The 22,230-nt window shown below is 41.1% G+C and carries 16 protein-coding genes and 1 tRNA gene; 4 read left to right on the top strand and 13 right to left on the bottom strand.

Going from position 1 to position 22,230, the window contains the following annotated elements:
- Nucleotides 1-274 precede the first annotated feature (274 nt).
- Nucleotides 275-2,203, bottom strand: coding sequence for an alpha-amylase family glycosyl hydrolase (locus tag H6G69_RS23620; RefSeq protein ID WP_190691565.1), 1,929 nt, complete (start codon nucleotides 2,201-2,203; stop codon nucleotides 275-277).
- 1,032 nt (nucleotides 2,204-3,235) lie between these two features.
- Here H6G69_RS23620 and H6G69_RS23615 point away from each other — a divergent pair.
- A complete protein-coding gene (locus tag H6G69_RS23615; protein WP_190691575.1) occupies nucleotides 3,236-4,282 on the top strand; it encodes a hypothetical protein in 1,047 nt (348 codons plus the stop codon).
- On the opposite strand, the gene H6G69_RS33670 is transcribed toward H6G69_RS23615, so the two are convergent.
- The 5 genes from H6G69_RS33670 to surE all read right to left on the bottom strand — a co-directional run bounded on the left by H6G69_RS33670 (nucleotide 4,279) and on the right by surE (nucleotide 8,868).
- Entirely contained in the window at nucleotides 4,279-4,479 is a 201-nt protein-coding gene (locus tag H6G69_RS33670) for a hypothetical protein (RefSeq protein WP_206757649.1), read from the bottom strand. The two genes, H6G69_RS23615 and H6G69_RS33670, sit on opposite strands and share 4 nt — an antisense overlap.
- A gap of 9 nt (nucleotides 4,480-4,488) precedes the next feature.
- Nucleotides 4,489-5,394: a MoxR family ATPase gene (locus H6G69_RS23610; protein ID WP_190691564.1), complete on the bottom strand. Its 906-nt coding sequence runs from the start codon at nucleotides 5,392-5,394 to the stop codon at nucleotides 4,489-4,491.
- Nucleotides 5,395-5,487: 93 nt separating this feature from the next.
- Nucleotides 5,488-6,561: a bifunctional riboflavin kinase/FAD synthetase gene (locus tag H6G69_RS23605; protein ID WP_190691563.1), complete on the bottom strand. Its 1,074-nt coding sequence runs from the start codon at nucleotides 6,559-6,561 to the stop codon at nucleotides 5,488-5,490.
- Nucleotides 6,562-6,810: 249 nt separating this feature from the next.
- Nucleotides 6,811-7,707 (bottom strand): MBL fold metallo-hydrolase, encoded by an 897-nt coding sequence (locus H6G69_RS23600; RefSeq protein ID WP_190691562.1) that lies wholly within the window; start codon nucleotides 7,705-7,707, stop codon nucleotides 6,811-6,813.
- A 363-nt stretch (nucleotides 7,708-8,070) separates the two neighbouring features.
- Nucleotides 8,071-8,868: a 5'/3'-nucleotidase SurE gene (surE, locus tag H6G69_RS23595; protein ID WP_190691561.1), complete on the bottom strand. Its 798-nt coding sequence runs from the start codon at nucleotides 8,866-8,868 to the stop codon at nucleotides 8,071-8,073.
- A 385-nt stretch (nucleotides 8,869-9,253) separates the two neighbouring features.
- Here surE and pheS point away from each other — a divergent pair, with 385 nt between their 5' ends.
- A complete protein-coding gene (pheS, locus tag H6G69_RS23590; protein WP_190691560.1) occupies nucleotides 9,254-10,246 on the top strand; it encodes a phenylalanine--tRNA ligase subunit alpha in 993 nt (330 codons plus the stop codon).
- A 123-nt stretch (nucleotides 10,247-10,369) separates the two neighbouring features.
- Nucleotides 10,370-10,945: a Uma2 family endonuclease gene (locus tag H6G69_RS23585; RefSeq protein ID WP_190691559.1), complete on the top strand. Its 576-nt coding sequence runs from the start codon at nucleotides 10,370-10,372 to the stop codon at nucleotides 10,943-10,945.
- A gap of 287 nt (nucleotides 10,946-11,232) precedes the next feature.
- On the opposite strand, the gene H6G69_RS23580 is transcribed toward H6G69_RS23585, so the two are convergent.
- The 4 genes from H6G69_RS23580 to H6G69_RS23565 all read right to left on the bottom strand — a co-directional run bounded on the left by H6G69_RS23580 (nucleotide 11,233) and on the right by H6G69_RS23565 (nucleotide 15,848).
- On the bottom strand, nucleotides 11,233-12,675 hold the full coding sequence (locus tag H6G69_RS23580; RefSeq protein ID WP_190691558.1) for an ATP-dependent DNA helicase RecQ: 1,443 nt from the start codon (nucleotides 12,673-12,675) through the stop codon (nucleotides 11,233-11,235).
- 147 nt (nucleotides 12,676-12,822) lie between these two features.
- On the bottom strand, nucleotides 12,823-13,524 hold the full coding sequence (locus H6G69_RS23575; RefSeq protein WP_190691557.1) for a Uma2 family endonuclease: 702 nt from the start codon (nucleotides 13,522-13,524) through the stop codon (nucleotides 12,823-12,825).
- Nucleotides 13,525-13,633: 109 nt separating this feature from the next.
- Nucleotides 13,634-15,226 carry a 2-isopropylmalate synthase gene (locus H6G69_RS23570; protein ID WP_190691556.1) on the bottom strand — a complete coding sequence of 531 codons (1,593 nt, stop codon included), beginning with the start codon at nucleotides 15,224-15,226 and terminating at the stop codon, nucleotides 13,634-13,636.
- A 91-nt stretch (nucleotides 15,227-15,317) separates the two neighbouring features.
- Entirely contained in the window at nucleotides 15,318-15,848 is a 531-nt protein-coding gene (locus H6G69_RS23565) for an NYN domain-containing protein (protein ID WP_015114631.1), read from the bottom strand.
- An 824-nt stretch (nucleotides 15,849-16,672) separates the two neighbouring features.
- Between H6G69_RS23565 and H6G69_RS23560 the strand changes: the two genes are divergently transcribed.
- Complete coding sequence (locus H6G69_RS23560; protein WP_190691555.1) at nucleotides 16,673-19,000, top strand: CHASE2 domain-containing serine/threonine-protein kinase; 2,328 nt, start codon at nucleotides 16,673-16,675, stop codon at nucleotides 18,998-19,000.
- A 250-nt stretch (nucleotides 19,001-19,250) separates the two neighbouring features.
- On the opposite strand, the gene H6G69_RS23555 is transcribed toward H6G69_RS23560, so the two are convergent.
- From H6G69_RS23555 to H6G69_RS23545, 3 genes are all read right to left on the bottom strand, one after another.
- Nucleotides 19,251-19,586, bottom strand: a complete 336-nt coding sequence (locus H6G69_RS23555) for a XisI protein (protein ID WP_190691554.1) — start codon at nucleotides 19,584-19,586, stop codon at nucleotides 19,251-19,253.
- A 298-nt stretch (nucleotides 19,587-19,884) separates the two neighbouring features.
- A complete protein-coding gene (locus tag H6G69_RS23550; protein ID WP_190691553.1) occupies nucleotides 19,885-21,486 on the bottom strand; it encodes a TROVE domain-containing protein in 1,602 nt (533 codons plus the stop codon).
- Nucleotides 21,487-21,523: 37 nt separating this feature from the next.
- A tRNA-OTHER gene (locus tag H6G69_RS23545) sits at nucleotides 21,524-21,646 on the bottom strand.
- Nucleotides 21,647-22,230 lie beyond the last annotated feature (584 nt).

Raw genomic sequence — 22,230 nt, 5'->3', positions numbered from 1 at the left:
TCATGAAAGTGAGACTGGTATTTTTACTCAGCACTCAGCACTCAGCACTCAGCACTTTCAAGAAGAGAAGGCAGGAAGTGTAAGAATTTAATTCCTTGCATTCTCGCTTTCTGTCTTCTTCTCTATGCTTCTTGCCATACATCTATTAATGTATAACGCTACCTGTTTCTCGCCCAAATCAGTTATGAGGCAAAGGGGAGTCGGGGGTGGGGTGTGGGTAATTAAGAAGATGTGAACTCCCAAGTTTACAAGAGTGCCATTCCCCCCTACTCTTCTATGACTCTCGCCCGGTTGCCCAGGTGTCACGCCATTTGACTGTGCCTTCTTTGGCTATTACCCAACGGCGAGGTGTGATGTTTTCGCGTAGTGGCGATCGCTCTTCACGCCACATGGCATATTTATAACTGATTAATTTGCCTGCACTTTCATTGAAAGGAATTTCGGCAAACCAAGTATTCGTATTGATGTATTCCAGAGGATAAGCTTTCGCAATATCCCAATTGCCTAATTCTGGACAGTCACCCATAACCACAATTGTTTCGCCAGGTTGGGTTTGTACGCCGTTGAGTTGGACGCGCACAATGGTTTGACCTTTAATTCTTTCGCCAACATGGCTAATGACAATTACACCGCGTTCTTCTAAATGCAGGTCGTAAATTTTGCCATCTTTGACTTCGTATTTATTGCGGGTGATGACACAAGTATGTTCGCCGTCGGGGAGTTCGGTTTCGATTTCTGGTAAGGTTACTTCTCCACCACGGTTGAGGGCAACAAAACATAAAGAGTCACGATAGCGGCGAATGTAGCAGTAAACATCAGGGGTCAGATATTTTTGCCAATGACTCCCCATTGAAATTGCGGGGTTGAGTCGGCGTAAGCCAGACAGTAATCTGATGTAACGATAAATTTCTGTATCGTTGTCCCATTTTTCCATCATGGGGCGGTTATATGGGTCGTTACCACCATCAGTGTCGTTATGCAGATACTGTTCTGTACCGTAATAAATACAGGGAATGCCACGAGATGTCATAATTAAAGCGATCGCCACTCTCAACATCGCCGGATCGGGATTGAGCGATTGAAAGCGCGGCATATCGTGGTTATCAATGAAGGTAATTAACTCAGTTGCGCCGCTATAAAGATGGTCGTTGTCAAAAATGTATTGAATTGTCTGGAAACCATTTTCGGAACCTTGGGCGAGGGCGGCGCGAATGGCAACACACAAGCCAAAGTCTAGTATAGTCATCCCGGAGTTATTGGCAAATTCGATCGAGCGATCGTCTTGTGGCCCACTATAAATCCACTCGCCAAAAATAAATACATCGGGTCTGTGTTTGTACATATCGCCCGTAAATTCTTGCCAAAACCAGATGGGCATATGTTTAACAGTGTCTACCCGCAGTGCATCTACACCTCGGTCTAGCCATTGCTTGATGGCAGATTTGATATAGTCCCGATATTCACTATTATTTTCATTGAAAGTTGCCAAACCTGCTAATTCACAGTTCTGCACCTGCCATTCATCTTCCCAGTTTTGCACCTCACCATAATGGTGATACCAGTTATTTACATCATTATTAAAGTCAGCAATTTTTACGCCGTCATCATACAATTCACCTTTACTACCGCTAGTATCAGGAGTACTGTGGTTACAAACAATATCTAATACTAACTTCATGTTGCGTTTGTGCAACTCATCAATTAAGCGATCAAATGTTGTATTTCTTGTTTCTTGAGTTTCGTTTAACGAAGGGTTTTCATCTTGAGCAATGTAACGCGGATTGATGCGTTTAAAGTCTTTTGTCCAATAGCCATGTATAGCGGCATTTCCCACAAATAATTCTTCTACTTGCTCAAATAAAGGAGTTAACCAAATAGCAGTCACTCCCATATTTTTGAGGTAGTCTAATTTATCAATGACACCTTGCAAATCGCCGCCCCAATATTTACCCCAATCTTGCCCAGTGGGATCATAAAGTTCAGAGTTAATCCCTTCACTATTTTCGGGGTCGCCATCATGAAAGCGATCTACAACAAGAAAGTAAATTGTTTCTTGGCGAAATTCAATATCTCTGGTGTAGAGAAACTCTAAATTCAGTTCTGTGTCTGAAGGTGGTGTTTGGACAACTGCTTCGACTTCTGCCGTTGCTGAATCTACTGTGTATTGGTCTGGTGAGTATTGAGATGGAGGTGTTTGAACCATAAAAAGTTTTAAATCTAATTTAAATATCGACGGTGTGTTGTTCTGCACATCGGTATTATGCCATCCTGCTCTTGGTCAAGAGAATCTATCGAGAGCTAGTTTATATTTCTATCGTTAGATATATTTCTGATGCTAGAGGATAAAAACTCAGGTATATAGCAGCTAATTTATCTAGGTAGCTCAACAATATTAAATTAAATCTAAAATTTTTGTTTACTAGAAGAAATTATGCTTGGCAAATATCAAGTTTCTCTGATAAAAAATCTGCATAATCAGCCGTTATTTACAACTATCAGAATATAGAAATTTAATGATATAAAGGCAAGCTCAAATCCATCTAAATCATATATTTAATCTTAAGCTTGAACCTACTTATGTTAGGTAGGGAACAGAAAACAAGAAACTAAACATCAAATATGATTCCTAGAGCGTTTCTCAGTTTTGTGGCGTATACCTTTGAAGGAGACAGAGGCTAAAAACTAGGGGATAGAAGCAAGCGAGAATGATAAATGCTGTATATCATTTCAAGGTTGTTAACCTAGATTTAACGAAGATATAGGACTAGTATTTGATTTCCAAATTACTCAAGGAGGGCAGGAATAGAAAGTAGGGAGTAGGAAGTGAATTTATTTACCTTTCATTTAGGACTGCCATAGTACCCCCGTATTACAAATAATTACTCTGCAACTCATCTGAGATTTTGAGAGAAACGATTGATGCTACTGGTTTCTTGGTAAAAATGGTAGAGAAGGCAAATTAGGGTCAATACATCGGGAATTTTGGAGATTTTTGAGAGAAGTTATAGAACTGTTAAAAAAAAATATAAATTCCATTTTTATGGTAATCATTTAGCAGTGGATAAATGATGGGATACAAAGACTAAAAGCAAAACATATTGGGGAAAACTGGTGATATCATAACCGAGGATGAGAAAAGATAAGAAAACTAAATACACAGGAATTAGTCGTATTGAAATTTTAAGCGATCGCCACCTTGAACAAAAATAGCAATCAAGCAACGGATGTAGCCATTATGACTAAATATGACAAAGTTTTTAACTCACAAAAAACGATAGCAGAAACTTTAACTCCAGAGGAAGCCGTCGCGGCGATCGCAGTTGTCACAGCAATTGCCGATGCGGCTGCTGAAGAAATAGATCCCGAAGGTTTAGCAGGTATTCTTTGGGAATTTGAAGTTTTTGAAGAATATTCAGAAGATGAAATTATCGCCATAGTTGATAAACTTATTGATATCGCCGAAAATGAAGGCATTGGGCCTTTATTTAATACTGCTAATGAATCCCTCACAGAAGAATTAGTATTAGATGGTTTTGCGGCTGGTGTCGTTGCACTTTTAGACGAAGAAGAATTAATTATTCCTAAAAATAAGCAACCGTTTTTAGAACAGCTAAAATCAGCCTTAGAGCTTGAAGATGAAGAAGCTGATGAAATCGTTAAAGAAATAATTTCTGCTTTTCAAGCAGCCGAAGAAGAATATTTTGATGATGATGATGTAGTTACAGTCGAAGAATATACCGATAATATATATGAATCACCTTTAGGAAACTTTTCAGTTCCTATTCCTGTTGATCCAGAACAAGGAGGAAAAATTCAAACTCAAGAAGGCGTAGTGGGTTTTTCTGATGATTTTGGTACTTTACTACGCATTGATTATTATTCCATCCCTCCAGAACAATTAGAAGAACTAGAAGCCCAAGGACAAGCAGAATATCTGCAAAACATCTTAGTCGAAAAGTATGTACCTCAAGCTATTTTTGCAAATGTAGCTAATGCTCAAGTCAAATATAGCGAGTATATAGAAGATATTTTTGCAGGCGCATATTACGCTTTAGTTGATATGCCTAAAGGCTCAACCATCTCCCAACAAGAAAATAACGGCACTTCCACAAGATTAAATGCTTATCGCGGATTAATAGCTTTTATCAATGGGGAATTTTTATATATAGTTAGCACTCAACGCAACTTTTTAGATGGTGAAGTGCCTGGTGAAATTGATGAAGAAGCCGAATATATTAAGGATAATATTTTGTCTTTTGTTGAGACTATAGAGTTTTCCTAACACATATCTTGCACAAAGGCGACTGAAGTCGCTGCTACACAGGCAAAACAACTCGGGGTGACGCATCTGCGTCGCTCTAAGTGAAGCCATACATTCAGGCTGTATGCTGCACTAACAGCAGTCGTCTGCGGAAGAAAACCCTCCCAACGCAGTACTTCACTGCTATTGCGTCTATGTGTCCTTTGCGGTTCGATCATCAAAAATCTCTAAGGAATCGGCACAGACCGCAACAACCTATCCACTGTACTTCGGGCATTACGTCCGCCTCTAGGAATCAAACGATGGCACAGAACATAAGGCACTAAAAACTTAACATCATCAGGAATCGCATAATCACGCCCAGAAATAAAAGCTAAGGCTTGCGTCGCTTTTTGTAATGCTACAGTACCGCGAGGACTTACACCTAAAGTAATTTCCTCATCATGTCGTGTTGCCCTGACTAATTCTAGAATATACTGCTGCAAAGAAGTTTCTACCCTTATCTGAGAACAGATTCGCCGCAATTCCTGTAACTCTGCCAAAGTAATGCAAGGCTGTAATTCCGTATTTCTATTTTGCTGGAGATTTTGCAACATTTCTAATTCTTCTTGTGCCGAAGGATAACCCAAACTCAAAGACAGCATAAACCTATCCATTTGGGCTTCTGGCAAGGGAAACGTACCTTGATACTCAATTGGGTTCTGAGTAGCAATCACAAAAAACGGCTGAGGAACAGGACGCGAAACACCATCTACTGTTACTTGATTTTCTTCCATCACTTCCAGTAAAGCTGACTGGGTACGGGGTGTAGCGCGGTTAATTTCATCGGCTAGGAGTACATTGGCAAACACTGGCCCAGGGAGAAACGTAAATTCGCCGCTTTTTGGGTTCCAAATGTTAGTCCCAGTAATATCTGTAGGTAGTAAATCAGGCGTGCATTGCAGTCTTTGAAACTTACCATCTAAAGAACGCGCTAGAGATTTAGCTAGCAGCGTCTTACCCACGCCTGGCACATCTTCTAGTAATGCATGACCACCACTTAATAAGGCAACTAACACTAAACGAATTGCCTCATTTTTACCGACAATGGTACGAGCCAGATTTTGCGTTAAAACTTCAATTTGTTCTCTCATGCACTACAGAATAAGTGAAGAATTGGAATGAAGAATAACCTATGCCTTATTCCCCATCCCTGACTTACAGTATTCCCATTCCACCATGAGAAGTTAGCATGACTCACGCAAAACTTTTTGAGCAATAACGCAATCTTGTTGAATTTGAGTTTTTAAGGCTTCTAAAGACGGAAATTTCTGCTCTGGTCGCAAAAACTCAATTAGCTGCACAGCCAGTGTTTGACCATACAAATCACCAGACCAATCAAACAAATGGACTTCTACAGAAGATTCAGCACCGTTGAGGGTGGGGCGATTACCAATATTCATGACTCCCAAAATCGGCGGCGTGGTTGTCTCTGGTGTGTCACTGAGGATGTTCACTCGCACAGCGTAGACACCTTGGCGCGGTAAAAATTTATCGCTAGGGATTTGGAGGTTAGCAGTAGGAAAACCAATGGTTCTACCTAGCTGTTGACCTTGAATCACCACACCAGTGAGAGTGTAAGGTCTGCCTAAGCAGAGATTTGCGCTTTTAATATCGCCGCTTTCCAGAGATTGGCGAATTAGGGAAGTGCTAATAGGAGCCTCCAAAGTAGGACGATCAGCGTGAATTTGTAATGGAACGATGGTAACAGGAATATTGTACTTAGCTGCAAATAATTGCAAATCTTTAGCAGTACCTTGGCGTTGTTTACCAAAACAAAAATCTTGCCCAACGCTAATTCGTTGACACTTTAATGTTTGTACCAGAATTTTATCGACAAATTCTTCAGGGGATAAAGCTGATAGTTCTTTGTCGAAAGGTAATAGTACTAACTGTTCGACCCCTAGCGATCGCAATTGTTGAACTTTTTCATCCAATGGAGTTAACCAAGTCCGGGGTTTACCTGTGAAAAACTCCTGCGGGTGCGGATGGAAAGTGACAACTGTCGAATATGTCCGTTCTTGTGATTGGGTTTGTGGCGTTACTAAGCTTGGGGAGAAATCTGCTGGTATTTCGCCATTTTGCCACCTCTGACTTTCCTCAGCCTTGCTGATTGCTGAATGCAAAATTGGCTGAATCACCTTTTGATGGCCAAGATGTACGCCATCAAATTTGCCCAGCGCAACAGTAGTTGGCGTTAGAACCGATGTGGTTGAAGCAGCAATCCACACAGAACATCCATTTTGAGACAAATTTAGCACGTAGATTCTGGAATTTGAGGTTTATTTAGCCATTAGCCACAAGTAACCTCATGGTACACCGCTAAGAGTCAGACAAGCTGTATGGAAGATGGCTGGAGATATAAAGCCGCTAAACCATCTTCTGGCGTTGATTGTCTATTGGTCTGTCTGTTCTCCAGTCGTTGCGGCATACTTTTAAGGTACACTTTCACGCTGATAGCTCTCGATCACCAATCTAATCTAAAATCTACGATCGCTTCGCAAACAACTTCACCCAGAAAACTTACTAACAGAAAAAGATTCTGATAAGGGGGCTGATACTGGTATTTGAAGAACCATACCTTCCCGTGCCATAACCGCACCGGGAAACTTCGCCGTCGCTTCTTCGCCTACAGCATCGAGAAAATCGTCATTGTGAGCCGGATCGTGGTGGAAGATGACTAAAGTCTTAACGTTAGCGGCCTTGGCTATTTTCACCGCTTCTTGCCAGGTGGAATGTCCCCAGCCAATTTTCGGTGATTTGGGCGAATAATATTCTTCGTCAGTGTAAGTGCAATCGTAAATGAGAATATCCGCATTCCGCGATAGCCAGAGGACATTTTCATCTAGCTTGTCGGGATAATGCTCGGTATCGGTAATGTAAACGGCGGCACTTCCACCCCAATTCACTCGATACCCCACAGCTTCACCTGGATGGTTTAAAGATGCTGTTTCTATGGTAATGTCATTGATATGGATAGGTTGCCCTGGTTTGACATCGTAAAAACGCAAATTAGCTTGCATAATTTGCAAAGGCACAGGGAAATTAGGGTGCAACATCTGGTCATTCAGACGCTGCTCTATGGTGGAACCGTCAGGTGCGATCGCGCCATAAATATGAAAGTTGTTTCCCTTGACAAACCCTGGCACAAAGAAGGGAAACCCCTGCATATGATCCCAGTGAGAATGGGTAAAAAATAAGTGTGCGTCTATTGGCATTTGGCGCAATAAAGATTGCCCCAAAACGTGCAGCCCTGTACCACCATCAAAAATCAAGCGTTTACCGCCCGCTTGCATCTCAACGCAAGGGGTATTCCCGCCATAGCGGACAGTGTGTGGCCCTGGACTGGGGATGCTGCCGCGAACGCCCCAAAATTGCACTGTAAAATGTTTCTCTATCCTGGACATGGGTGTTGCTTGCTGGACTGAGCGGGCGATTTAGAACAATAAATGTTTTGTGTTTGAGAAAGTCTATGCTGTATTACCACATTTGGTAGAGAATGTGTTTCTTGGTAAAACAGCATACCCTGTTTAAGGTAAATTGTGTAAACACAGCAAAAATACTGCAAAGCAGTTATGTTATTTTTTCCTAGATTATATGTATCACTATTATCAAATTGCTCCTACTTTATAGCCTAAATTTTGCTGTAATGCATTAATTCGTCACAGAAGCTAAAAGTACAAAGTAGAAGGCAGAAGCTAAGTCTTGTTGGGTCTGTTGGCTCAAATTCATTCTGTAGTTGCCTTTGGTAGAAGTGAGTATAAAATAATCTATCCTAAAGGAATTTCCCAATAAGATAATTTTTCCAGTGCTGTTGCATAGGTGAGATTGTATTGCAACGGCGTAATACTAATGTAGTTTTTACGAATGATATGTACGTCAAGTGGTAAATTGTGCGGTAAGTTCAGTTCTTCGGGCGGTTCTATATCTTCTAGAACTTCTCCCGTTAACCAGTAATAAGTCTTGCCACGCGGATCTGTGCGCTTATCAAACACATCAATGTAACGCCTGACTCCTTGACGGGTGAACCTGACTCCCGTTATTTCTTCCCACGGAACAGGAGGCACATTAACATTAAGTAACATTAAATCTGGTAGCGGTTGGGCGGCTAGTTTATCTACCAAAATTCGGGCAAACTTCGCCGCCGGCACAAAATCTTTATAAGTGTGGCTAGCTAGGCTAAAAGCAATACTGGGAATGCCTTCAATCACTCCTTCCATTGCGGCCGACACTGTACCTGAATAAAGGATTTCTGTTCCCAAATTCGCACCTTGATTAATCCCAGAAAGCACCAAGTCTGGCGGAGATTCTAGTAAAGCCCAAAGTGCCAGTTTCACGCAATCTGAAGGAGTACCGTCACAAGCCCAAGCTTTGACAGCCGGATGAAAAATTGATTCAACAATTTCCGCGCGAATTGGCTGGTGCAAGGTTAGCCCATGCCCGGTTGCCGATCGCTCTCGATCAGGACACACTACAGTTACATCATGGCCGGCTTCTGCCAAGGAGTTAGCTAGGGTACGCACACCTAAGGCAAAAATACCGTCATCATTGCTAATGAGTAATCTCATAGGCCAATCAATTTTAGATTTGGGATTTTAGATTTTAGATTGACTGCGCCCAAAAGGGGAAGCAGCTTGGGCATTTTAGATTGACGATAACGCAGCCGCTTCGAGAGCGCGCTGATATTTTGATTTGTTTTACTCCAAAGGGTATGGGGCATCAACGACAGAGTAATCTAAAATCCAAAATTTAAAATCTAAAATTTAGAGGGTCAACAGTTAATAATCAACACTTAAAGCTTGATTGTCAGTGTTTGATATCACAACTACAAAAGAAAATCATCCTCATCATGCTCGATCGCCTCTAAACTGGTAAAAAGAAATAGGGTTATTTGTCTCCCTTTGTTGACTAATGACTATTGACCAATGACTATTGACTAATAACTATTAACTAATGACTAGCAATTTAGAAGCTCAACTTTTAGCATTACAGCAGGAAGGAGAAAAAGCGATCGCTGCTGCTGATACCCTAGAACGCCTAGAAGAACTCAGAGTTAGTTACCTGGGGAAAAAGGGGCAACTAGGTGCGCTGTTGCGAAGTATGGGGCAGATGAGTGCAGAGGAAAGACCAAAAATTGGTGCGATCGCCAATACAGTCAAAGAATCCCTGCAAACTAGTCTAGACCAGCAACGTGCTGCTTTGGAAGCCGCAAAAATTCAGGCGCAGCTAGAAGCAGAAACTCTAGATGTGACTATGCCGGGAATTTTCCGCCCCCAAGGTCGCATTCATCCCCTCAACGGCATTATCGACCGGGCATTGGATATTTTTGTCGGGATGGGCTACACGGTGGCGCAAGGGTCAGAAATGGAAACCGACTATTACAATTTTGAAGCCCTGAATACTCCACCAGACCACCCCGCCCGGGATATGCAGGATACTTTTTACCTGCCGGACGGTAACTTACTGCGGACTCATACTTCCTCAGTGCAAATTCGGTACATGGAAAAAGAGGAACCACCTATTCGCGTTGTGGCTCCAGGGCGAGTATATCGACGCGACAATGTAGATGCAACCCACTCAGCAGTTTTCCATCAAATAGAACTTTTAGCCATTGATGACGGATTAACTTTTACCGACCTCAAAGGCACAATCAAAATGTTTTTGCAGGCCATGTTTGGTGACTTGCCGATTCGCTTCCGCGCTAGTTACTTCCCCTTTACCGAACCCTCTGCTGAAGTAGATTTGCAGTGGAACGGACGCTGGCTAGAAGTGATGGGTTGCGGTATGGTCGATCCAAATGTGCTGAAATCTGTAGGCTATGACCCAGAAATTTACACGGGATTTGCTGCTGGTTTTGGTGTAGAACGGTTTGCAATGGTGTTACATCAAATTGATGATATCCGCCGTTTGTATGCTAGCGATTTGCGATTTTTACAGCAGTTTTAAAATAGTCAAAAGTCAATAGTCAAAATAAAGTGACTATTGACTACATTTTGGATTATTGGTTCTGCAATCCTAGTTGTGTCAGCTACCAAGGTTAAAATATCAATATGCAAATCTCGTAAGATTATGAGTGCAACCACTGGTACAAAACTGACTCTTGAGGAATATTTAAAGTATGAAAATGGAACTGATAACCAATATGAACTAGTGGCAGGGGAATTAATTATAATGCCACCTGAAAGCCCAAAAAATGTTCAGATAGCTCTGTTTTTATTAGTAAATTTCCTTAAATTTGTTCCAGTCAATCAATTAAGCAATAAAGCTGAAATTGTTATCAGTGGTTTTCGTGCCACAACGCGCGTTCCTGATTTAGTTGTGCTAACAGATGAACTGGCAACAATTTTACAAGGTACTACAAGATCCACAATTACTTTAGATATGCCACCGCCAGCACTGGTTGTGGAAGTTGTTTCGCCTGGCAAAGCTAATGAAGACCGAGACTATCGCTACAAGCGTTCTGAGTATGCAGCTAGGGGAATTGCTGAATATTGGATTGTTGACCCTCAAGCTAATAAGATTACTGTACTAACATTAGTTGATGGTCTTTACGAAGAAAGTATATTTTTAGGAAATACGGTCATAGTTTCTCATATTTTTCCACAATTACAGCTAACAGCAGAGCAAATACTCAATGCAGAATAAATCAAGATAAAACACTCATAGCATCTCCCAGTTAAGTGAGGTACAAAAATAATTTTTTTAACGTAGAGGAACGCGGAGTCAAACGCGAAGTTCCGCAGAGAGAAGTTGCCAAGAAGGTTTCTCTCCACGCAAACTTCGGTGGTTTGCCCAATTTTATTAGCAATGTATTAAGTAAGTACCTATAGGAATCGTACTTGAATATTGCTAAGTATACTGAGAAACGAACCTTTGTATGGCAAGCTTCTAGCCAATTTGGTTTTTCAGAAATCAAATATGAGTCCTATAGATTAACAACAATTATCACAATGTCCACAATGCCAGTTAGTAGCTTCTTGAGTGAAACCAAAGGAATTTAATAAAAACTGCCAACGGCATTGTTTGGTTGTTAAATATTGCTGCATTTGTTTGACAGCTTGTAATTGTGTTGATGGCTGTTTCTGCACATTTGAATTAATACTGTAATTGAAAGGATCGAGCCAGTTTAGTTGTCCGCTGCTGTGGAGTAATGCAAGGGCGACAGATGCATCAGGAAATTGGCGCGTTACTGTATTAATATCGCCTTTTTTTGGTAGTTTTTTAACTAATTTTTGTGCTGTTTGCAGTTGCGATCGCATTTTATCAGCAAAAAACTGTTGTCTTTGTTTATCCCCAGAATCTAACCACCCTGTAGGTTCACTCACTAATGTCAATGCTTCGGCGGGTTTACCATCTCGTCCGGCGCGGCCAATTTCTTGCACATATTCCGATAGTAAATGTGGTGCGTGAAAATGTACTACCCAGCGCACATCTGGTTTATTTATCCCCATACCAAAGGCGCAGGTACAAACCACAAATGGGATCTTGCCTCCTAACCAACTGGCTTCGACTGCACGGCGTTCGGTTGCACCTAAACCTGCGTGATAACTAGCGGTAGCGTAACCTATCTGGGTTAACCATGCGGCTAATTCTTCGCTATCTCGGCGGGTACGAACATAAATTAAGCCAGCTTGTTGCGATCGCTTTTGAATAAACTGGAGTAATTGTTGTTGTCTTCCTCGTGGTGTCCAAGCAATGCGAACACTAGGATGTAGATTAGCACGGTAAGGATTCAGGCGAAAAATTTCCGGTTTTTGTAATTGTAAAACTGTTTGAATTATCTTTTGCGCTGATGGGTCTGCGGTAGCAGTAAAAGCCGCAATACTAATTTTTGTTCCTGGTGGTTTTGATTTGAGTAAAGCAGGCCGCACTGCCCCTAATCTGCGGTAAGCTGGGCGAAATGTTTCTCCCCATTGCACTAAACAATGAGCCTCATCTAAAATTAAGGCGTTAATTTGCAATTGCGGCTGAGATAATCTTTCCCACACAGGTGGACTTAATAAAGTTTCTGGCGATAAATAAATTAATCGCAGTGTTTGTTTTTCTAATGCTTGTAGCGTTGCACGACGTTGAGACGAAGGTAATTCACTGTGCAAAAGTGCTGCACTCAGATGGCGTTGACGTAGTTCTTCTACTTGGTTTTCCATCAGTGCTACCAAGGGTGAAACTACTAATGTTAATCCTGTTTGTAATAATGCTGGTAGCTGAAAACAAATTGATTTGCCTCCACCTGTTGGCATAATAATCAGTGCATCTTTCTGTGCTAATAAACTGCTGATTATTTCTCCCTGTGGTGGACGAAACTCCTCGTAACCCCAAATTTTTTGGAAGGCTGCACGAACATCCTGCCAAGATGTTGCTACGGGTTGATTCATAGTTAAAAATAGTAGATGCGCCCTTTTTTCCACATTGAATATGAGGTTGTTATGAATATATCTGCTGCTAGTTCACATCAGCTTCAGTAATTTCACTATTATTTTATTTTCGGAGATGCCTTTTGGCGATCGCAGCATCAACTTCAATTATCCATTCGATTCCACTGCTTGGGCTAACTGCTGTACAAAAGCTTGATGTTCGGTGGAATTCAGCCCTGTTTGTAATACAGTTAACACCTGCTGCATCTCACCCCGTAACAATGCAGACGCATCTAACCACAATCCAGGAAAACCTTGGCTTTGAAACACACCTGCTTGATTTGGTTGCAGATTTACATACTCCCCTGCGTCGAGGCGGAACCAATCAATACGCTGTTCAAATACTTGCCATACAAGGTATTCTTGGATGCCATTGCGCCGATAAGCACGTTTTTTGTCACCTAAATCAACTGTGGCACTACTGGCAGCAATTTCGGCAATTAGTTCTGGTGCGCCTTCCACGTAACCATCTTGGCTAAAGCTTGATTGTCCACCTGCTTGAGCATCAATCAATAACACGGCATCAGGTTGGGGTTCATTGTCTAAGTCAAGGCGAACAGTGGCATTATCGCCCAGACGCACTCCTGGGGTCACAATTTTGTAATTCCACAACCAGCCCATTAAGTCGGCGTGGGGTTCAGCATGGGGTTCAAAACGCAGAGGTGAAGCCATATAGACAGTTCCTTCAATCAATTCAGCTTTTTTTAATTTGGGCATAGCATTGTAACGCCGTTCAAATTCAAAGCGAGTTAAGCGATCGCCATTTTCCAATGGAGGAACTGTCAAACGTGACATCGGGGAACGAGGCATAAATTTAGCCGCAAAAGTTTACTTTTATCCTAACAAGGGTTTGAGGTGTAAGGGTTCTGCTCACTTACACCTCGAAATTTCACACACCTTGTCTCAATATTTTCTCGTTCTATGCAGTGACTTCTTCCTGCTTTGCCTTAGTTTGCAAGGAGGCATAAAGACGATTTAAGGCATTAACATATGCTTGGGCTGATGCAACTATAATGTCTGTGTTTGCTGCATGACCAGAAAATACTCTCGATTCATAGCGCAAACGAATGGTTACTTCACCAATTGCATCAATCCCTGCAGTTACTGACTGCACAGAGAATTCAATTAGTTGATTAGGCACATTTACTACGCGGTTAATGGCTTTGTAAACTGCATCTACTGGCCCAGTACCAATGGCTGCATCGGTTAATTCCTCGCCGCTTGGGGTGCGGAGGGTGACTGTAGCTGTAGGTTGAGCGTTGCTACCGCAAGAAACTTGCACTAATTCCACACGGAATAAATCGGGAGCTTGTTGAATTTCATCATTGACAATCGCTTCTAAGTCCCAATCAGAAATTTCTTTCTTTTTATCAGCCACTTCTTTAAACCGCACGAAGGCTTTGTTTAATTCTGTTTCTGATAATTCAAAACCTAATTCTTTCAAACGGGTACGAAAAGCATTTCTGCCGGAATGTTTGCCCAAGACGATTTGATTGTCTGTTAATCCAATCAATTGAGCATCCATAATTTCGTAGGTGAGTTTATTTTTTAATACCCCATCTTGATGGATACCAGATTCATGGGCAAAGGCATTTGCCCCGACAATTGCTTTATTTGGTTGCACTAACATTCCTGTCAAACTGGAAACTTGACGGGAGGTTTTATAAATTTGTCTGGTGTCAATATTAGTTAATGGTTCTTCAGATTCAACTGCCCTTCCTAAGAAGGGATTGAAATATTGTCTGCGGACGTGTAATGCCATGACTAATTCTTCTAAAGCGGCATTTCCAGCACGTTCACCAATACCATTAATGGTGCATTCTAATTGGCGTGCGCCATTTTTAACTGCTTCTAAAAAGTTGGCTACTGCTAAACCTAAATCGTTATGGCCGTGAACAGAAATAATTGCTTGATTGATGTTAGGGACATTTTCTTTAATGCCCTTAATTAACGCGCCAAATTCACTAGGTGTGGTGTAACCTACAGTATCAGGGATATTCACTGTAGTTGCGCCAGCGGCGATCGCCCGTTCTAATACCTGATATAAAAACTCTGGGTCGGAACGTCCTGCATCTTCAGGAGAAAATTCCACATCATCAGTGAAACTTTTAGCATAAGCGACCATTTCTTCGGCGATCGCAATGACTTCTGACCTGGTTTTTTTCAATTTGTATTGCAAGTGGATATCAGAAGTCGCAATAAATGTATGGATTCTGCCCTTTGCCGCCCCTTTAATTGCTTCTGCTGCTGTTTTAATATCGTCGTGTCTGGCTCTGGCTAAACTACAAATTACCGGGCCATCTTCTGTTCCTACAATTTGAGCAATTTTGCTGACTGCTTCAAAATCTCCTGGACTGGCAAAGGCAAAACCCGCTTCAATCACATCTACGCCTAAACGGGCTAGTTGCTTGGCTATTGCCAACTTTTCATCGATATTTAGTGTTGCGCCTGGACATTGTTCGCCATCTCGGAGTGTCGTGTCAAAAATGATAATTCTTTCTGGTGTAGTCATCTTTTTAGCTCGTTGTTTAGTTCTAATTTTTATTTTGCTTTAAATATTTGTAACCTTAGGGCTTTACTCTAATTTTTGTAAATATTTATGACTAAGGCACTTGACCGTCTACTTTTTCTATTTGGTCTCTAATATCATTTAAATCTATATATCTATCCGTAGCATTACGCAATTCTCTAGCGATCATTCCTTCTGTAGATACTACTGTAATATGTGTATTTTTAGAGCGTAATAATTCAATAGCTCTTTCAAAATCTCCATCACCGCTAAATAAAACTACCCGGTCGTACTGATCTACAGTATTAAACATATCAACAACAATTTCTATATCTAAATTCGCTTTTTGTGAATAGCGACCGGAAGTATCATCGTAATATTCCTTGAGGATTTTCGTTCGGACTGTATATCCTAAACTAATGAGAGCATCTCGAAAACCTCTTTGATCTTGTGGGTCTTTTAAGCCAGTGTACCAAAAGGCATTAATTAAAGTTGTTTCTGATTGCTCGTGTTTAAAATATTCTAAAACTCGCCGAGGGTCAAAAAACCAACCATTTTTTTGTTGAGCATAGAACATATTATTTCCATCTACAAAAATAGACAGACGATTCATAGGGGAACCCATAAAAATTTACACCTAATATATAGAAATGAATTTAGATTGAACAATAGATTATAGCAACTCTTAAATCATAATTTTCTTAATATCGCTGACGGAACTTTTCATGTATAGGTTTTATCCTACATCTTACAAAGCATAAATTTTGCATCCACATAAACCCAAGCTGCTGGGTGTTCAACAGTTTAACCTCTAACACTATATAAATACGTACTACAATCAAAATCTACCAATAAAGTTAACTGAGTAACAGCATTGTTAGTTATATAAGTGTCAATTTTACTCCTAAAGAGGTAAGACATAGGTCTCAAGGGAAGATATTGGCTGATGTCCATATATGAATATAGTTGAGTTAAGTTAAGTTATCTGTTAAGGAAATTAGGCAAAGCATAAGAGCAGGGAATTAAACAGAGATTTCAAATATATTAATCTACTTATAGGTTTTACTGTTAACAAAAGATCGGATTTTTAGGATATCCGACTGAATGTCAAAGGGAGAAATCCCATGAAAATAAGCTTTCTGGATATTTTTTCTAGAAAGCTTGTTTTATCTAAACAGATGAAAATCCCCCAGTCAACCAATGCAGAATCGAAATATGTGCAGATCCAAACAATGGCTCAATCTCTACTGGGATGTGAATTCAAGAGTCATTTAGACATTTACTGGACTGAAAAGGAGTGAAATTCAGTTAGACTCATTAAACTGTGCAGCCAAACAGAAGATAGATTACAAAAGTATAAGATTCTCATTTAACTCTAATATCAATGTATTTTTACTCTTAAGGGACTGAATAAATTCAAGTTGTACGTAAACCAATTATTAACACAATATGGCAGAGGAACCTACATCTACCTTCACTAAAAAATATGTCTCTACTGCCAATATAGCTTCCGGCAAACCGACAAAAGTAACTCTGACAGCATCTGCCTACCAATCTAAGCTAGTAGCGCGCTTCAGCCATTTTTTAGTAGCTGCTTCCACAATTGGGGCGGCATTCATGACTGCTTTTAGTGTGGGATGGGTTGATTTGAGTGAAAGTCAGACACTTTCGGCATTTTTTCAACTGCGAGGTGCGATAACCGGAGCAACGTCTTTGACGATCGCACCGCCAGCCGATATCGTGATATTAGCTATTGATGACCAGTCAATTTCAGTTCCCGAACAGTACTATAATTCAGATCCACAACAGTATGCCTACCTAGAACCACTGAAATCTTTTCCGTTTAAACGGGCTGCTTATGCCCAAATTATCGAAAAATTAGTCAAAGCTGGGGCGCGGTCTGTGGCACTTGACGTAGTATTCGATACGCCAAGCAGTTATGGCATTACGGACGATCGCCAACTCCAAGCAGCTTTAAAAAAGTATGGTCATAAAGTTGCTTTAGCAGCGTTATATGAAACCTTTGAGAGCCATCAAGGTTCTTTTATGCAGTTGACTGTACCACAAGAGATGTTTCAAGTTGGTGGGGTTGTGTATGGTACAGTAAATTTTCCTTTAGATGCTGATGGCAAAATTCACAAATTAGCTAGTGAATTTTCTAAGCTGTTAACAGCAGATAGTGATTTACAAGAGAAAGTCTCATCTTTTGATGAAGCTGTTTTAGCCTCAGCCAACATCAAATATCCGCAGCCAAAAGGCGAGCGCATTTATTTTTGGGGGACAGCCGGAACATTTGAACAAATACCATTATGGTATGTTCTAGATGCACAAAACTGGAATAACTATTTGCAGCAAGGAAGAGTTTTTCAAAACAAGATAGTTTTGATTGGCTCAACAGAAAAATTACATAATGATTATCATCCAGTGGCTGTTGGTAATTCTTCTGAACGGATGTCGGGAGTAGAAATTCACGCCAATGCGATCGCTACTTTAATGGAAAATAAAGCGATCGCTCAAGCAATTTCTAGTCGAGCTTTGCAAGGATTATTTGTATTTGTTTTAGTGGGTACTACACTCTACATTGTCACCAGAACAAAAAACTATATCAAAAGATTTTTAGCAAGTATACTCTGTGCTAGTGTATGGGGAGGAATTAGCTATATCAGCTTTATATATGGTCAATTAATTTTCCCCACCGCTATACCAATAATAGCGATCGCTGGTAACGGCTTATCTTTTTTGGGAGCAGAAATCGCCAAAGAAAAGATGAGAACGCGCCAACTAGTAACTATTTTTCAAAAATATAAAACATCTCCTGTTGTACAAGAGATTATTAGCCAACAAAATGACCTACAAGATTTACTCCAGCAAAGGGATATCGCCTTATCAGGCAAAATCCTCGCCGGACGCTATAAAATTGTCAAAGTTCTTGGTTCTGGTGGGTTCAGTGAGACTTACATTGCTGAAGATATGCAACGTCCTGGTTATCCCCACTGTGTTGTCAAACAATTAAAGCCAGCCAACACCCAAGCTAAAAATTTACAGCTAGCCAGACGTTTATTTCACTCAGAAGCAGAAACGCTCGAAAAATTAGGAACTTACCCTCAAATTCCCCAACTGTTAGCGTATTTTGAACAAGACGATGAATTTTATTTAGTACAAGAATATATAGTTGGTCATTCCTTAATTAAAGAACTACCTTTAGGTCAAGGTTTATCAGAAACTACAGTCACCAAAATTATCAGGGAATTATTACAAATATTAGTATTTGTTCATGAAAACAAAGTAATTCACCGAGATATTAAACCCAGCAATATCATTAGGCGACATTCCGATAAAAAACTTGTATTGATTGACTTTGGTGCAGTCAAAGAACTATCTACGCCTCAAGTTGAGCATTCCGAGCAATCTCCTTTTACCATTGGCATTGGGACTAAGGGTTATGCACCTAGCGAACAATGTTTTGGTCGTCCGCAATACAGTAGTGATATCTATGCAATCGGTATGATTGGCATTCGAGCTTTAACAGGTATTGCCCCCCATGAAATCGACAGAAATGAAGATGGTGAGTGGGAATGGAAAGATAAGGCATTTGTCAGTGATGCTTTAGCTGAAATATTGAGCAAAATGGTACTAGATGACTTTAAACAAAGATATCAATCAGCCGCAGAAGTTCTGATTGCACTAGATAATTTACCAACTCCCCATACAACCCACTTACAGCTAGCAGATGTGCCTACCACACCTTGGCCAGATAGTTCTGCTGAAAATTTATAAGTATAGTAGTCGAAGTATAGGTTAGGGCATTCTTGATTACTCATAGGACTTACGCAAAAACTCTCTCTAACTCTTATAACTTCGTGTCCTTTGCGTCCTTTGCGGTTCGTTTCTTCATACTTTTGCGTAAGTCCTGACTCAAAACTTCTCACAGACTGGATATTAACTCAGCACGGGCTAAACGCCCCGCTACAGCTAACAGCACTTTGCTATAAATATTTATGGCTGAATTGTACAAAAAACTCAAAATTTAACCAACAGCATAATCAGTAAACTGACGCATATAAGGCGAATGAAAACCTAAAACAATATCTTGCTTGGGTACACCCAATTCTACTAAATCAGCAGCAATATCATCTTCTGTACCATTCCATTGCAGCCAAATTTTTTCATTTTTAATGTCTAAATGTATGACAGGGCCATAAACACGTCTTCGATTTCGCCAACCAACATAAAAAAGCTGATAATGGTCGTGTTCAGTATCAAAAATCAGTTGTACTTCTACATTATCTTCTCCTAAATCTCGCGCTGCATATTCTTTGAGTAATCTTTGGATATACTCTCGATAGATATCTAGCTTTGCCATAGCACAACCTCTTCTTTTTCGTCATCAAAAATCAATAAATTGACTTGACTACGTTGAATGACTGTCGCTTTTAAGGGTATTTTAGCAAAGACCTATAGCGGTAATATTTAATTCAAAAAAAGTATAAAGGCGGGTGCGGGAATTGAACCCGCTAGTCCCCGGAGATGGTGGAGACGTTAACCGATAACCCTACATTCTTCGTCCCGAAAGGGCAAGTTTTGAATAAGGGATAACCCGCCAAGAAGTGTAAAGTGTGAAGTCTGAAGTATGAAATTTTATACTTCAGCCTTCTGACTTTTTACAGTTCACCTGTTGCTAACATTTGGATGATGCGAGGTGTACCAGGGTCAAATCCTGCTAAATCCCAAGACAGTGGATCTTGAGGATCTACCAAGGTGATGCGGTATGGTGTCAGGGTGACGTATACAGCCTTGACATTGGGATTGATTTTTTTTCGGTACTCCTGCAAGGCTTGGCTAGGATGCTTGTAACCAGCCCAGCTTTCTGAGTCAGTCCAAAAGCAGACTACATCGGCTTTGAACTTATTTTTAATCATCCAGTCGTAAGCTACAGACGCATCTGTACCACCGAAGTTTTGATTGCTGGCTTTACGCACCGCCGAACTAAAACTATCTTTAGCAGTAATATCTAAGTCACGGAATTCATTAGCAAAGCCGCGAATCATGTAGTTTTTCTCGGCTTTGGCTGTGACTAATGCCATTGTTGTGGCAATTTCACAGCAACTTAGTCCCATGTCTGCAACTAAGCTACCCATCGAACCGGAAACGTCTACGGCGTGCATAAAAACTTTGCCTGTGGGTTCTACGACATCAAAAGACAACTCAACGGCTTTTTCTAAGATGTCTACGATGCGAGGAACGGGAGTCCAAGTTTTCTTACTGCGTCCTAGTCTTCCCCCAGACTCGTAAGTTTTGAGAGCTTTTAAAACATCGATTGGGTGGATGCGTCCTTTACGCAGATGTTCTTTATTGTTGAGAACTCCTTCAACACGCTCTAAGTTGGCGCTTTCGTCAGCGCGTAATACGCCTAGTTCAGTTAGTGAACCGAGGTTTCGTAACATTGCACCGATGGGCATTTCTTGAAATAGCAACTGCCAAGCAGCTTTGTCCATATTGCCCACTGGCGCAGCCATTTCGTGGGTTAAGCGTCCTTGCAAAATGGCTTCGTGAGTTTGTCCAGGGTTGCGCTTTAGCCATTCATACCACCAAATCTGCGCCAAAGCTTGTGAGGGTATTTCTGTGGGTAATTCTGACCAACCTCTGACAACCCATTCAAATAATTGACGGTGATTTTCTGTAGGTGGTTTGACGTGGAATAACCGCAAAGCATCGCGGTGGGTAAAGCCCTGGCGTTGTTGATATTTCAAGAGTTGGTAAGCTAAACCTTTGACATCTTCCCGTGATAGCCAAGTTTTACCTGCTTCCCGCACAACTTTACCAAAGCCCCGCAGAGATTTGGTGTAGTTTAGCCATTCGTAGAAGTGGCTACCTGTGCGGACAACTTGGGGGAAAATTTCAGCAAAAGCTTGTTTTGCTTCTTTTGTTTCACCCATCGACAGCAAGACCAAAGCCAAGATAGGTGCGCTGTTATTGATAGCCCGCCCATCGCTGGCATAAAGAATTTCTTCCGCTACACGGCCGGGATTTTCAGCGACAGCTTGGTTGACAACCGCTACAAAATCTTCAGTTAATTCTTGTTTACCAGCATAATAGGTGCTTTGGGCTGTCCCAACTAACAGACAACGCCGTAGCATTTGCCAAATGCCAGCATCAAACATCCAGCCACCGGAACGGCCTTGAATCATATCGGCTTCCCGTCCGGGTATGGGCTGAGTTTGTGGCGTGCTGGTTTTGTTTCTGGTGAAGAAGTTGTAGTTCATGGTTTCATCTCCCAGCCCTTGCGGGCAAAAATGAAAGGTGGCAGGGCAGGATTTGAACCTGCGACATCCCGCGTGGAAGGCGATAACCCTCATTCTTCGGCCTTTGCAGGCAAGGGGTGAATAAGGATGTTTAGGCGCTCTACCTCTGAGCTACCCGCCACATAAGAATTATTTTTAACTCAGCACTTTGTTGGGGTGTAGCGGAGCAGGATTTTCACCTGCACCTCCAGAATTTTGTCTCAAGGATGTTTTAAGTTATTTGCGATAACCCTCGATATGTCGGCCTTTGCAGGCAAGGTGGGCGCTCTGGTATTTGAGCTATCCGCTACTGAGGCTAACTCCTTTGGGAAAATCAGCTTGTAGTATTAATGTAATACGTGTAATTTTGAATGTCAAGGGGAACAGAGGGATATATTTTTAAACGCAAAGGTGAGGCAGCGCGTTGCGGGGGTTCCCCTCGTTGTAGCGACTGCCGTCGCGCTGAGGTTTACGCGGAGTGGCGCGGAGGTTTTAAGGGATTGGAGTAGAGAAATATTTCTTAATGTTTATATAAAAATTTTGTTTTTCAATGTGGAGTTTGCTAGGGAAAATATTTTTGCCTGTTTTTGCCGGAAATGTGGGGAGTTTGGGTTTGAAGTGATGCAAGTGAGCGATCGCATTTCTGCTCTTTTCCGTAATTTTGCCAAAAGATACAAAAACCAGTCCCAATTTTTGCCAATATAATATATTATTTCCCAAAAAATT

Origin of the sequence: Nostoc sp. FACHB-110 (genome assembly GCF_014697425.1) — a bacterium.
GTDB lineage: Bacteria > Cyanobacteriota > Cyanobacteriia > Cyanobacteriales > Nostocaceae > Nostoc_B.
This window is presented reverse-complemented; position numbering and strand designations above follow the sequence as displayed.